General features: G+C 63.0%; 22 protein-coding genes. All 22 read left to right on the plus strand.

The features are described from left to right. The first annotated feature begins 29 nt into the window (after window positions 1–29). The 22 genes from rplV (at window position 30) to AC4D14_RS07990 (ending at window position 12476) form a co-directional block, all read left to right on the plus strand. Window positions 30–395 carry a 50S ribosomal protein L22 gene (gene rplV / locus AC4D14_RS07885; protein ID WP_120164749.1) on the plus strand — a complete coding sequence of 122 codons (366 nt, stop codon included), beginning with the start codon at window positions 30–32 and terminating at the stop codon, window positions 393–395. Continuing rightward, window positions 396–1229: a 30S ribosomal protein S3 gene (gene rpsC / locus AC4D14_RS07890; protein ID WP_490901264.1), complete on the plus strand. Its 834-nt coding sequence runs from the start codon at window positions 396–398 to the stop codon at window positions 1227–1229. Then, on the plus strand, window positions 1230–1646 hold the full coding sequence (gene rplP / locus AC4D14_RS07895) for a 50S ribosomal protein L16 (RefSeq protein WP_049829176.1): 417 nt from the start codon (window positions 1230–1232) through the stop codon (window positions 1644–1646). It abuts the gene before it with no gap. Between the two features lies 1 nt (window position 1647). Continuing rightward, on the plus strand, window positions 1648–1992 hold the full coding sequence (gene rpmC / locus AC4D14_RS07900) for a 50S ribosomal protein L29 (protein WP_490901266.1): 345 nt from the start codon (window positions 1648–1650) through the stop codon (window positions 1990–1992). Then, window positions 1989–2282: a 30S ribosomal protein S17 gene (rpsQ, locus tag AC4D14_RS07905; RefSeq protein ID WP_490901268.1), complete on the plus strand. Its 294-nt coding sequence runs from the start codon at window positions 1989–1991 to the stop codon at window positions 2280–2282. Before rpmC ends, rpsQ begins: the two co-directional genes overlap by 4 nt. Window positions 2283–2549: 267 nt before the next feature. Further along, the gene (gene rplN, locus AC4D14_RS07910) at window positions 2550–2918 is read left to right on the plus strand and encodes a 50S ribosomal protein L14 (protein WP_049829173.1); all 369 of its coding nucleotides are present in this window, start codon (window positions 2550–2552) and stop codon (window positions 2916–2918) included. Between the two features lie 4 nt (window positions 2919–2922). Then, entirely contained in the window at window positions 2923–3300 is a 378-nt protein-coding gene (gene rplX / locus AC4D14_RS07915) for a 50S ribosomal protein L24 (protein WP_490901270.1), read from the plus strand. After that, window positions 3300–3875, plus strand: coding sequence for a 50S ribosomal protein L5 (rplE, locus tag AC4D14_RS07920; protein WP_490901272.1), 576 nt, complete (start codon window positions 3300–3302; stop codon window positions 3873–3875). The genes rplX and rplE overlap by 1 nt, the downstream gene beginning before the upstream one ends. Window positions 3876–3971: 96 nt before the next feature. Next, a complete protein-coding gene (gene rpsH / locus AC4D14_RS07925; protein WP_043440638.1) occupies window positions 3972–4370 on the plus strand; it encodes a 30S ribosomal protein S8 in 399 nt (132 codons plus the stop codon). A gap of 18 nt (window positions 4371–4388) precedes the next feature. Further along, window positions 4389–4925: a 50S ribosomal protein L6 gene (rplF, locus tag AC4D14_RS07930; protein ID WP_490901274.1), complete on the plus strand. Its 537-nt coding sequence runs from the start codon at window positions 4389–4391 to the stop codon at window positions 4923–4925. A 2-nt stretch (window positions 4926–4927) separates the two neighbouring features. Further along, on the plus strand, window positions 4928–5311 hold the full coding sequence (rplR, locus tag AC4D14_RS07935; RefSeq protein WP_490901275.1) for a 50S ribosomal protein L18: 384 nt from the start codon (window positions 4928–4930) through the stop codon (window positions 5309–5311). A 53-nt stretch (window positions 5312–5364) separates the two neighbouring features. Further along, complete coding sequence (gene rpsE, locus AC4D14_RS07940) at window positions 5365–6042, plus strand: 30S ribosomal protein S5 (RefSeq protein WP_490901522.1); 678 nt, start codon at window positions 5365–5367, stop codon at window positions 6040–6042. Next, window positions 6042–6260 (plus strand): 50S ribosomal protein L30, encoded by a 219-nt coding sequence (rpmD, locus tag AC4D14_RS07945; protein ID WP_490901277.1) that lies wholly within the window; start codon window positions 6042–6044, stop codon window positions 6258–6260. The genes rpsE and rpmD overlap by 1 nt, the downstream gene beginning before the upstream one ends. Next, window positions 6260–6751 (plus strand): 50S ribosomal protein L15, encoded by a 492-nt coding sequence (gene rplO, locus AC4D14_RS07950; RefSeq protein ID WP_490901279.1) that lies wholly within the window; start codon window positions 6260–6262, stop codon window positions 6749–6751. The genes rpmD and rplO overlap by 1 nt, the downstream gene beginning before the upstream one ends. A 202-nt stretch (window positions 6752–6953) precedes the next feature. Further along, a complete protein-coding gene (secY, locus tag AC4D14_RS07955) occupies window positions 6954–8267 on the plus strand; it encodes a preprotein translocase subunit SecY (protein ID WP_490901280.1) in 1314 nt (437 codons plus the stop codon). After that, window positions 8264–8836: an adenylate kinase gene (locus tag AC4D14_RS07960; RefSeq protein ID WP_490901282.1), complete on the plus strand. Its 573-nt coding sequence runs from the start codon at window positions 8264–8266 to the stop codon at window positions 8834–8836. Before secY ends, AC4D14_RS07960 begins: the two co-directional genes overlap by 4 nt. Before the next feature lie 3 nt (window positions 8837–8839). Continuing rightward, window positions 8840–9670, plus strand: coding sequence for a type I methionyl aminopeptidase (gene map, locus AC4D14_RS07965; RefSeq protein WP_490901284.1), 831 nt, complete (start codon window positions 8840–8842; stop codon window positions 9668–9670). 201 nt (window positions 9671–9871) lie between these two features. Continuing rightward, a complete protein-coding gene (gene infA, locus AC4D14_RS07970) occupies window positions 9872–10093 on the plus strand; it encodes a translation initiation factor IF-1 (protein ID WP_019481515.1) in 222 nt (73 codons plus the stop codon). A gap of 21 nt (window positions 10094–10114) precedes the next feature. Beyond that, window positions 10115–10228: a 50S ribosomal protein L36 gene (gene rpmJ, locus AC4D14_RS07975; RefSeq protein ID WP_043440658.1), complete on the plus strand. Its 114-nt coding sequence runs from the start codon at window positions 10115–10117 to the stop codon at window positions 10226–10228. 161 nt (window positions 10229–10389) lie between these two features. After that, a complete protein-coding gene (rpsM, locus tag AC4D14_RS07980; RefSeq protein ID WP_459280071.1) occupies window positions 10390–10767 on the plus strand; it encodes a 30S ribosomal protein S13 in 378 nt (125 codons plus the stop codon). Between the two features lie 140 nt (window positions 10768–10907). After that, a complete protein-coding gene (rpsK, locus tag AC4D14_RS07985) occupies window positions 10908–11309 on the plus strand; it encodes a 30S ribosomal protein S11 (protein ID WP_490901287.1) in 402 nt (133 codons plus the stop codon). A gap of 156 nt (window positions 11310–11465) precedes the next feature. Continuing rightward, on the plus strand, window positions 11466–12476 hold the full coding sequence (locus AC4D14_RS07990) for a DNA-directed RNA polymerase subunit alpha (RefSeq protein WP_490901289.1): 1011 nt from the start codon (window positions 11466–11468) through the stop codon (window positions 12474–12476). Window positions 12477–12480 lie beyond the last annotated feature (4 nt).

Genomic DNA, 12480 nt, shown 5'->3' on the forward strand with positions numbered 1-12480 from the left:
CTTACGGCTAAGACGAGAGAAGGAAAGCAATGGAAGCCAAGGCAATTGCGCGTCATATCCGCGTAACGCCTATGAAGGCCCGGCGCGTCGTCAACCTTGTTCGTGGTAAGCAGGCGAATGAGGCTCTGGCTATTCTGAAGTTTGCCCCACAGGTTGCTTCAGAGCCGGTATTCAAGGTAGTTCAGTCGGCAATGGCCAACGCCCGCGTCCTCGCGGACCGGGATGGCGTTGCCTTCGACGAGGGCGACCTGGTCATCAGCGAAGCATTTGTCGATGAAGGCCCCACGATGAAGCGGTTCCGCCCGCGTGCCCAAGGCCGCGCGTTCCGCATCAACAAGCGGACCAGCCACATCACAGTTGTTGTAGCTACCCCTGAGAAAGTGGAGGTCCGCTAAGTGGGACAGAAAGTAAACCCGCACGGGTTCCGACTCGGCATCACCACGGACCACAGGTCTCACTGGTTTGCTGACAGCAACAAGCCAGGCCAGCGCTACAGGGACTTCGTCCGCGAGGACATCAAGATCCGTCAGCTCATGTCAACCGGCATGGACCGCGCAGGCATCGCCAAGGTCGAGATCGAGCGCACCCGTGACCGCGTCCGTGTGGATATCCACACTGCGCGTCCGGGTATCGTCATCGGCCGCCGCGGCGCCGAGGCCGACCGCATCCGCGGCGAGCTCGAGAAGCTCACCGGCAAGCAGGTGCAGCTGAACATCCTCGAGGTGAAGAACCCCGAGATCGAAGCCCAGCTCGTAGCCCAGGGCATCGCCGAGCAGCTCTCCTCACGCGTGGCTTTCCGCCGTGCGATGAAGAAGGCAATGCAGTCCGCACAGCGTGCGGGAGCAAAGGGCATCCGTGTCCAGTGCTCCGGCCGCCTGGGTGGAGCCGAAATGAGCCGTTCGGAGTTCTACCGCGAAGGCCGTGTGCCCCTGCACACCCTCCGCGCGAACATCGACTACGGTTTCTTCGAGGCCAAGACCACCTTCGGCCGCATCGGCGTGAAGGTCTGGATCTACAAGGGTGACGTCACCGCGAAGGAACTGGCAGCCCAGGCTGCAGCAGCTCCCTCACGCGGCCGCGGCGGAGACCGTCCGGGCCGTGGCCCCGCCGGCGCCGAGCGCGGTGGCGAGCGTCGCCGTCGTACGCCGGAGCGCGCCGAGGGCCAGGGCGCAGCAGCGCCCGCCGAGACCGCCGCAGCACCCGCCGCGGCTGAAGGAGGACAGGCTTAAATGCTTATCCCACGTCGAGTCAAATTCCGTAAGCAGCACCACCCGGGTCGTTCCGGCGCTGCTACCGGTGGCACCGAGGTCAGCTTTGGCGAATGGGGTATCCAGGCTCTGAGCCCGGCATACGTCACCAACCGCCAGATCGAGTCGGCCCGTATTGCAATGACCCGCCACATCAAGCGTGGCGGAAAGGTCTGGATCAACATTTACCCGGACCGTCCGTTGACCAAGAAGCCTGCCGAAACCCGCATGGGTTCCGGTAAGGGTTCGCCCGAGTGGTGGGTGGCCAACGTCAAGCCGGGACGGGTTCTTTTCGAACTGTCCGGTGTTTCCGAAGAGGTAGCCCGCGAAGCCCTGCGCCTCGCGATCCACAAGCTGCCGTTGAAGGCACGCATCGTGCGTCGTGAGGGTGGTGAATAGCATGGCATTGGGTTCAAAGGAACTAGCAACGGATCAGCTTGACGGGTTCGATAAGGACCGTCTCGTTGAGGAGCTCCGCAAGGCCAAGGAGGAGCTGTTCAACCTCCGCTTCCAGTCGGCCACCGGTCAGCTGGAAAGCCATGGCCGCCTGCGCCTGGTCAAGCGCGACATCGCACGCATCTACACGGTGCTGCGTGAGCGCGAGCTGGGCATCCGTCCCGAGGTGATTGCTCCCGTCGAGGAAGCAAAGCCCGAGAAGACGGAAAAGGCAAAGAAATCCAAGAAGGCCTCCACTAAGGACGCCAAGTCCGTGGACACCGAGGCTTCTGAGGAGGACGCCAAATGAGTGAGCAGAACACCGAAAGCACGACAACCGACGTCAATGCACGCGGATACCGCAAGGTCCGCCGCGGGTATGTCGTTTCGGACAAGATGGAAAAGACCATCACGGTCGAGGTTGAGGACCGCGTGAAGCACGGGCTGTACGGCAAGGTCATCCGCCGCAGCTCGAAGGTCAAGGCTCACGACGAGCAGAACGCCGCCGGCATCGGCGACATGGTTCTGATCTCGGAGACCCGGCCGCTTTCCGCCACCAAGCGGTGGCGTCTCGTGGAAATCATCGAGAAGGCCAAGTAACACCAGCCGAACGGGAGAGGCCCTGGACACGATTCGTGTCCGGGGCCTTTTCGCGATAGTATGAAAATCTTGTCTGTCGAGTGGGCTGGTGAACTCTGCCTTCACACCGGCAAATAGGCAAAAGCCCGATGATCTTGTTCAACACAATCCGCGGAATTTCCAATGCGCTTCGGCGTGCGCTTGTGCTGAGTACCAGTATCTCGGGGCCCACCCATATCCGTTCCGCAAGGCTCGCTAAGAGAACCAGCGCGACGACAGGAGTAATAAGTGATTCAGCAGGAGTCGCGGCTTAAGGTCGCCGACAACACGGGGGCCAAGGAAATCTTGACCATCCGCGTTCTCGGAGGATCGGGACGCCGCTACGCAGGCATCGGCGACGTCATCGTCGCCACCGTCAAGGACGCAATCCCCGGCGGCAATGTCAAGAAGGGCGACGTCGTCAAGGCGGTCATCGTCCGCACCAAGAAGGAACGCCGCCGCGCGGACGGTTCCTACATCAAGTTTGATGAAAACGCAGCAGTGATCCTGAAGAATGACGGCGACCCCCGCGGTACCCGTATCTTCGGCCCTGTCGGCCGCGAACTGCGCGACAAGCGTTTCATGAAGATCATCTCGCTGGCGCCGGAGGTGCTTTAAGTCCATGGCACAGAAATCTGGAAAGCTTAAGATCAAGAAGGGTGACCTCGTTCAGGTCATCACTGGAGCCAAGCAGGAACGCGGCGGAGACCGCGGCAAGCAGGGCAAGGTCCTGAAGGTGTTCCCCGAGACCAACCGCGTTCTCGTGGAGGGTGTCAACACGATCACCAAGCACACCAAGGCCACCCAGCACGAAGGCCACAGCCACGCCGGTGGAATCCAGGTCGTTGAAGCACCGCTGCACATCAGCAACGTTGCAATCGTCGATCCCGAGACCAAGAAGCCCACGCGCGTCGGCTACCGCCTGGAGACCGTCGAGCGCGACGGCCGCCAGCGCACCGTCCGCATCCGTGTGGCCAAGTCATCAGGGAAGGATCTGTAATGACTGTCGAAACCGCAGAGACCAAGGTTCTCCCTCGCCTGAAGGCCCGCTACGCCGCTGAAATCAAGTCTGCCCTGCAGGAGGAATTCAGCTACTCGAACGTGAACCAGGTGCCCCGGCTGGTCAAGGTTGTCGTGAACATGGGTGTCGGAGATGCCGCAAAGGACTCCAAGCTCATCGACGGCGCCGTCAAGGACCTCACCGCGATCACCGGCCAGAAGCCCCAGGTCACGAAGGCCCGCAAGTCGATCGCCCAGTTCAAGCTGCGTGAGGGAATGCCCATCGGCGCCCACGCAACGCTGCGCGGAGACCGCATGTGGGAATTCGTTGACCGCCTGGTGACCCTCGCCCTGCCCCGTATCCGCGACTTCCGCGGCCTCAACGGCAAGCAGTTCGACGGCAACGGCAACTACACCTTCGGCCTCACGGAACAGTCGATGTTCCACGAGATCGACCAGGACAAGATCGACCGCGTGCGTGGCATGGACATCACCGTCGTCACGACCGCCAAGACCGATGCCGAAGGCCGTGCGCTGCTCAAGGCACTTGGCTTCCCGTTCAAATCCGAAGATTAATCTAACTACGTTGCAGGTCCGTTCCAGCCCGAGCCCGGCGCACGCTGAGCGCGGGGCGGAGTCCGGAAACCGTTACGAGGAAGGGCAAGAGCCCACATGACAATGACAGATCCTGTCGCAGACATGCTTACGCGTCTGCGCAACGCAAACTCGGCATACCACGACTCCGTGTCAATGCCGTACAGCAAGCTGAAGGCGCGCGTCGCCGACATCCTGAAGGCCGAAGGCTACATCGCCGGCTGGAAGGAAGAGGAAGCCGAAGTCGGCAAGAAGCTGACCATCGACCTCAAGTTCGGCCCGGACCGCCAGCGTTCAATCGCCGGCATCCGCCGCATCTCCAAGCCCGGACTCCGCGTCTACGCGAAGTCCACCAACCTGCCGCACGTCCTGGGCGGCCTGGGTATTGCCATCCTGTCCACGTCCTCCGGTCTGCTCACAGACCGCCAGGCATCCAAGAAGGGTGTAGGTGGGGAAGTCCTCGCCTACGTCTGGTAGCGGGAAAGGGAAAGAAAAATGTCACGTATTGGACGTCTCCCCATCACCGTTCCTGCAGGTGTCGAGGTCAAGGTCAACGGCAGTGAAGTCTCCGTCAAGGGAACCAAGGGCGAGCTGAGCCACACCGTGCCCAGCCCGATCGAAGTAACCCTCGAAGACAGCACCGTCACCGTCAGCCGGCCCAACGACGAGCGTGTCTCACGCTCGCTGCACGGCCTCACCCGGACCCTGATCTCCAACATGATCGTTGGAGTGACCGAAGGCTACAAGAAGAACCTCGAGATCGTTGGCACGGGTTACCGTGTCCAGGCCAAGGGCGCCGATCTCGAGTTCGCTCTGGGCTACAGCCACCCGGTTGCCGTCAAGGCACCCGAGGGCATCGTCCTGACTGTCGAGACCCCCACCAAGCTCTCGGTATCGGGTATCAACAAGCAGCAGGTCGGCGAGGTCGCTGCGAACATCCGCAAGCTGCGCAAGCCCGACCCTTACAAGGGCAAGGGTATCCGCTATGCAGGCGAGATCATCCGCCGCAAGGTCGGAAAGGCTGGTAAGTAACCATGGCAATCAGCATCAATAAGAAGCGAAGCTCCAAGAGCAAGTCCGCCTCCCGCGGCCGCCGTCACCTCCGCGTGCGCAAGCGCGTTTCGGGTACCGCGGTGCGCCCGCGCCTGGTCGTCAACCGTTCAGCCCGCCACGTATTCGTGCAGGTTGTCGATGACACAAAGGGCATCACCGTTGCCTCCGCGTCGACCCTCGAAGCGGACCTTCGTGCGTTCGACGGCGACAAGACCGCCAAGGCCAAGCGCGTTGGCGAGCTCGTCGCCGAGCGCGCCAAGGCTGTCGGCGTCGAGGCTGTCGTGTTCGACCGTGGTGGCAACAAGTACCACGGCCGTGTCGCGGCTATCGCAGACGGCGCACGTGAAGGTGGGCTGGCACTGTGACCGAGGAAAACAAGGCAAAGGAAGCCCCATTGAATACGGCTACAGAGCAGCCAGTGACCGAAGCCCCGGCTGCGGGTTCAACTGAAACCGCGTCGGCCGACGACAAGAACCGCAGCGCCCGTGGAAGCGGACGCGGCGGTGAGCGCGGCAAGAGCGACCGCGGCGGCCGTGGTGGCCGCGACGGGCGCGACGGTGGCCGGAACGACGACAAGGACAAGTTCATTGAACGCGTCGTCACCATCAACCGCGTTGCCAAGGTCGTCAAGGGCGGCCGCCGGTTCAGCTTCACCGCCCTCGTGGTGGTAGGCGACGGCAACGGCATGGTCGGCGTCGGCTACGGCAAGGCCAAGGAAGTTCCCTCGGCAATCCAGAAGGCCGTCGAGGAAGCCAAGAAGACGATGTTCCGCGTACCGCGCATCGGCGGCACCGTACCCCACCTGGTACAGGGAGAGGCAGCGGCTGGCGTCGTTCTGCTCCGCCCGGCGTCCCCAGGTACCGGTGTTATCGCCGGTGGCCCGGTCCGTGCGATCCTCGAGTGCGCCGGTATCCACGACGTGCTCTCCAAGTCGCTCGGTTCCTCGAACGCCATCAACATCGTTCACGCGACCGTTGATGCGCTCAAGCGCCTCGAAGAGCCCCAGGCAGTCGCAGCCCGCCGCGGCCTGCCCCTTGACGAGGTTGCCTCCCACCAGATGCTCCGCGCCATGGCAGCTCAGAAGGTAGGTGCGTAATGACCGCCATTACACCCAAGCGCGTGAAGGTCAGCTCAGCGAAGCTGCAGATCACGCAGATCAAGTCCGTCATTGGCGGCAAGCAGAACCAGCGCGACACCCTGCGGTCCCTCGGCCTTAAGCGGATCGGCCACACCGTGGTCCGTGAAGCCGACGCTGTGACCGTTGGAATGGTCAACACGGTTCCGCACCTCGTGAAGGTTGAGGAGGCCAACTAATGGCAGAGGAAAAGACAACGGCTGTAGCCGAAGGAAACACAGAGCGTGTCCACGCCCTGAAGGTTCACCACCTGCGTCCGGCCCCCGGAGCCAAGACCAAGAAGACCCGTGTGGGTCGAGGCGAAGGCTCCAAGGGCAAGACTGCCGGACGTGGAACCAAGGGAACGTCGGCCCGCTACCAGGTGAAGGCAGGATTCGCAGGCGGCCAGCTGCCGCTGCACATGCGTCTGCCCAAGCTTCGCGGGTTCAAGAACCCGTTCCGGGTCGAGTTCCAGGTTGTGAACCTGGACAAGATCTCCGAGCTGTACCCGGACGGCGGCGACGTGACTATCGAGAACCTCGTAGCCAACGGCGCAGTCCGCAAGAACCAGCCCGTCAAGGTGCTGGGGACCGGTGAGCTCACCGTGAAGGTCGATGTGAAGGTCAACGCCTTCTCCTCCAGCGCAGCGGAGAAAATCGCTGCCGCTGGCGGATCGGCAACCGAGGTCTAAGCAATTCGACCCCGGGTCCGTGCTGTGATCTGCACAGCTAGGAACTAGACTCTTGGTGGGTCGGCGTGTGCCGGCCCACCAAGAGTTTTCCGGCTTTAAGAGCCCCACCCAAACCCCCGGTTCAGAAGCACCGGGGTCCAACCGTTAGACTCGGTTGTTGAGTACTGTCCGCGACGGACAATTCAGACCTTCAGGAGGACGCTTGCTTAGCGCTATTGGCCGGGCTTTCCGGACGCCAGACTTGCGGCGCAAGCTGTTGTTCACGCTGGGAATTATCGCCATCTTCCGCCTCGGAGCCTTCATTCCGGCACCCGGGGTCGACTACGGCAACGTTCAGCAGTGCCTCGACCTCGGGAACACCGAGGGCGGCCTGTACCAGTTCGTGAACCTTTTCAGCGGGGGAGCGCTCCTCCAGGTTTCGATCTTTGCCCTCGGCATCATGCCGTACATCACCGCCAGCATCATTACGCAGCTCCTGCGCGTTGTGATCCCCCGGTTCCAGGAACTCCATGAGGAAGGCGCCCAGGGCCAGTCGCGGCTGACGCAGTACACGCGGTACCTGACGATCGCCCTCGGCCTGCTCAACGCAACCACCCTCGTCTCCCTGGCGCGCTCGGGCGCACTGCTGGGCGACTGCCCGGTGCCGCTGATTCCCGACGATTCGCTGATCACCGTCATCCTCCTGATCATCACGCTCACCGCGGGCACCGGCCTGATCATGTGGATGGGCGAGCTCATCACCGAAAAGGGCGTCGGCAACGGAATGTCGCTGCTGATCTTCACGGCCATCGCCGCCGGTTTCCCCACCTCCCTGGGCGAAATCCTCCGCACCCAGGGCTGGACCATCTTCCTGGGCGTCCTGCTGATGGGCATCGTCGTTGTAACGCTCGTGATCTTCGTCGAGCAGTCCCAGCGGCGCATCCCCGTCCAGTACGCCAAGCGCATGATCGGCCGGCGCACGCTCGGTGGAAGCAGCACCTACATTCCGATCAAGGTCAACATGGCCGGGGTCATCCCGGTCATCTTCGCCTCGTCGATGCTCTACCTGCCGTCCCTGATTGCGCAGTTCAACACGCCCACCGACGGCGAGTCGCCGACCCCGGGCTGGGTCAACTGGATCACGACCTACCTCTCCAGCGGAGACCACCCGTTCTATGCGGCGCTGTACTTCACCATGATCGTGTTCTTCACCTACTTCTACGTGGCGATCACGTTCAACCCGGACGAGGTCTCCGAGAACATGAAGAAGTACGGCGGGTTCATCCCGGGCATCCGTGCCGGACGCCCGACCGCCGAGTACCTCCAGTACGTGCTCTCCCGCATCACCCTCCCCGGCGCCATCTACCTCGGCCTCGTGGCACTGATTCCGCTGATCGCCCTCGTAGCGATCGGCGCCAACCAGAACTTCCCATTCGGCGGCACCTCGATCCTGATCATGGTGGGTGTTGGGCTGGAAACCGTGAAGCAGATTGACGCCCAGCTCCAGCAGCGTCACTACGAAGGGCTACTGCGATGACAAGAATGCTGATTATCGGGCCTCCCGGATCGGGCAAGGGCACCCAGGCAGCACGCATCTCCGAGCGCCTTGGCGTCGTCGCAATCTCGACGGGAGACATCTTCCGCGACAACGTCAAGCGCGCGACGCCGCTGGGCGTGGAGGCGAAGAAGTACATGGACGCCGGGGACTTCGTTCCCGACAGCGTCACGAACAGCATGGTGCGCGACCGCCTGAAGGCCGACGACGTGCAGGAAGGCTTCCTGCTCGACGGTTACCCCCGGACGGCATCCCAGGTCGCCGAACTCGACGACATCCTCGCCTCGAACGAGCTGTCCCTCGACGTCGTGCTCCAGCTGACCGCCGAAGACGAGGAACTCGTCCGCCGCCTGCTCGGGCGCGCCGCGCTCGACGGGCGCAGCGACGACAACCAGGACGTCATCCGGCACCGGCTGCGCCTCTACCACGAGCAGACCGAGCCGGTCGTCTCGCAGTACAAGGAACGCGGCATTGTCACCGCTGTCAACGGCATCGGCAGCATCGACGAAGTCACCGAGCGCGTGATGACCGCGCTCAAGGTTGCCAGCTAGTTCATGAAATTCCGCCAGCCCAAGATCGAGTACAAAACCAACGCCCAGATGCGCACGATGCGCGAGGCCGGCCTCGTGCTCTCGCAGGGCCTCGACGAGGCGGTGGCGGCGGCGCAGGTCGGCGTCACCACCCGGGAACTCAACACCGTGTTCGAAAAGGTGCTCCGCGACGCGGGCGCAACCTCGAACTTCCTCGGCTACCACGGGTTCCCGGCGAGCATCTGCACCTCGGTGAATGAGGAAGTGGTCCACGGCATTCCGGGGGAGTACGTCCTGCAGGACGGCGACATCATCTCCATCGACGCCGGCGCCGTCGTGCGCGGCTGGCACTCGGACTCCGCGCGCACCACGATCGTCGGCAACGCCCGGCCCGAGGACGAGCGGCTCTCCCAGGTCACCGAGGCCGCCCTGTGGCGCGGCATCGCAGCGCTGGCCGAGGCACGCTTCGTCGGAGACATCGGTGCGGCGATCGACGAGTACGTTTCCGGGATCCTCGGGGCGCCGCTGGGCATCCTCGAGGACTACGTCGGCCACGGCATCGGCACGCAGATGCACCAGGCGCCCGACGTGCTCAACTACCGCAGCTCCCACCGCGGCCCCAAGGTCCGCCCCGGGCTGTGCCTGGCCATCGAACCGATGCTGGTCCGCGGCGGGCTTGAGACACGGGTGCTCGACGACGACTGGACGGTTGTGACAACCGACGGCGCACGCGCCTGCCAGTGGGAGCACACCGTCGCGGTGCACGAGGGCGGCATCTGGGTGCTCTCGGCCGAGGACGGCGGCGCCTCGAAGCTGCAGCCCCTCGGTGTCACCCCCGTTCCCCTGCCGGAGTAGCAGCGGGGCCGCGGGTCCGCGATTTAACTTCTCTCCACCCATAGCGTAGAGTTGTTTGTTGGTTGTCTCTGCTTTTGTGCCCAATTTGGGCCCGACGGCGGCGGACCGGCTTCACCGCCGTGACCGCTGCGGCAGGGTTCGACAATCAAAACCCAAACCCGTCCACCCTGCAAGCGGTGGGCATCGACGTTAGCGGAGGATATGGCCAAGAAAGACGGTGTCATTGAGATTGAAGGCACTGTGAACGAGGCGCTGCCCAACGCGATGTTCCGCGTTGAGTTGGCCAACGGACACATTGTTCTCGCCCACATTTCGGGAAAGATGCGCCAGCACTACATTCGAATCCTTCCTGAGGACCGGGTCGTAGTGGAACTCAGCCCGTACGACCTCACCCGGGGTCGTATTGTCTACCGCTACAAATAAGAATCAACTCGAAGGAAAACCATGAAGGTCAACCCGAGCGTGAAGCGGATCTGCGAGAAGTGCCAGGTGGTTCGCCGCAAGGGCAACGTTCTCGTCATCTGCGAGAACCCGCGCCACAAGCAGCGCCAGGGCTAATTACCTCTTCGAGGTCAGCCGCCCACGCGTAGTTATTTTATATAGGCAGAGCAGCACCGTTACGCGGTGCACACCCCCGGGCTCGGAGGCCGGGGACCGGAACACCAGTTCCGGGCGGGCTCTGCTTCAGACCTCCGGTATCACAAAGGAGAACCGCCGATATGGCACGTCTCGCTGGCGTAGACATTCCCCGCGAAAAGCGGGTAGTCATTGCGCTTACCTACATCTACGGCGTGGGCAAGACCCGTGCAGAGAAGACGATCGCGGACACCGGCATCAGCCCGAACACGCGCGTCAAAGACCTCTCTGACGCTGAGCTGGTTCAGCTTCGCGACTACGTTGAAGGCAACTTCAAGGTTGAGGGTGACCTCCGCCGCGAGGTCGCAGCCGACATCCGCCGCAAGGTTGAAATCGGCAGCTACGAAGGCATTCGGCACCGCCGCGGCCTTCCAGTGCGCGGTCAGCGCACGAAGACCAACGCCCGTACCCGCAAGGGTCCGAAGCGCACCGTCGCAGGCAAGAAGAAGGCCGGCCGCTAGATCCCCACTGGCTCCCTAACGTGACTCGCTAGCGCTCGTCACGCCAGGGGACCCTCGCCAGCGGAGGCCCCTGTTTCCGCGGGCCCCGGCGGGAATTCGTCCGACCCAATGCTTTACCCAATACCTTCGTAGGAGAAGTAATGCCCCCCAAGACTCGTGGAGCGGTGCGCAAGCCGCGTCGCAAGGATAAGAAGAACATCGCGCTCGGACAGGCGCACATCAAGAGCACCTTCAACAACACCATCGTCACCATCACGGACCCCAACGGAGCTGTAATCTCCTGGGCTTCCTCCGGTGAGGTCGGGTTCAAGGGCTCACGCAAGTCCACCCCGTTCGCTGCGCAGCTGGCCGCCGAAGCCGCTGCCAAGCGCGCTCAGGAGCACGGCGTCCGCAAGGTCGACGTCTTCGTCAAGGGCCCGGGATCAGGACGCGAAACGGCAATCCGTTCGCTGCAGGCGACCGGCCTGGAGGTCGGATCCATCTCCGACGTCACGCCCAGCGCCCACAACGGCTGCCGTCCCCCGAAGCGCCGCCGCGTCTAATCAGCTTTACGTCCACCGTGCCGCCTTGCAGGAGCTCCTGGTTCCTGCAAGGCGGTTCGGTGCCGTTATTCAAAGCTTTTGAGCCGGCTCACTAGCTGCCCCTTTCCACCATTTGTGTTGCGTCATATAGCGGATGCTCCCTGAAAGGAAATGTAAGTGCTTATTGCACAGCGCCCCACCCTGACTGAAGAAGTAGTCGCCGACAACCGCTCGCGGTTCGTGATCGAACCCCTCGAGCCCGGCTTCGGCTACACCCTCGGAAACTCTCTCCGCCGCACCCTGCTTTCCTCGATCCCCGGCGCTGCTGTCACAAGCATCCGCATCGACGGTGTGCTGCACGAGTTCACCACCGTTCCGGGTGTCAAGGAGGATGTCACAGAGATCATCCTTAACATCAAGAACCTTGCCGTTTCCTCCGAGCACGACGAGCCCGTCGTCGCCTACCTGCGCAAGCAGGGCCCCGGCGTCGTCACGGCCGCCGATATCGCTCCTCCGGCAGGCGTGGAGTTCCACAACCCTGATCTGCACATCGCCACCCTCAACTCGAAGGGCAAGTTCGAACTCGAACTGACCATCGAGCGCGGCCGCGGCTATGTCTCGGCTTCGCAGAACAAGTCCGGCGACTCGGAGATCGGCCGCATCCCGGTCGACTCCATCTACTCGCCGGTGCTGAAGGTTACCTTCCGGGTCGAAGCGACCCGTGTGGAGCAGCGCACCGACTTCGACCGGCTCATCGTCGACGTCGAGACCAAGGACGCGATTGCGCCGCGCGACGCCGTCGCCTCCGCAGGAACCACCCTGGTCGAGCTGTTCGGCCTGGCCCGCGAGCTGAACATCGCCGCTGAAGGCATCGAGATCGGCCCCTCGCCCACCGACGCAGCCCTGGCTGCCGACATGGCGCTGCCGATCGAGGACCTTGAGCTGACCGTCCGCTCGTACAACTGCCTGAAGCGTGAGGGCATCCACTCCGTGGGTGAACTCGTTGCGCGCTCCGAGGCCGACCTCATGGACATCCGCAACTTCGGTGCGAAGTCCATCGACGAGGTCAAGGCGAAGCTTGTTGAGCTCGGCCTTTCCCTGAAGGATTCCCCTCCAGGGTTCGACCTTGCCGCCCGTGCCGCAGCCATCGAAGAAGACGACGCCGCATACGGCGACGAAGAAGCCTAAAGAG

It is taken from the genome of Arthrobacter sp. TJ-254 (assembly GCF_058269175.1).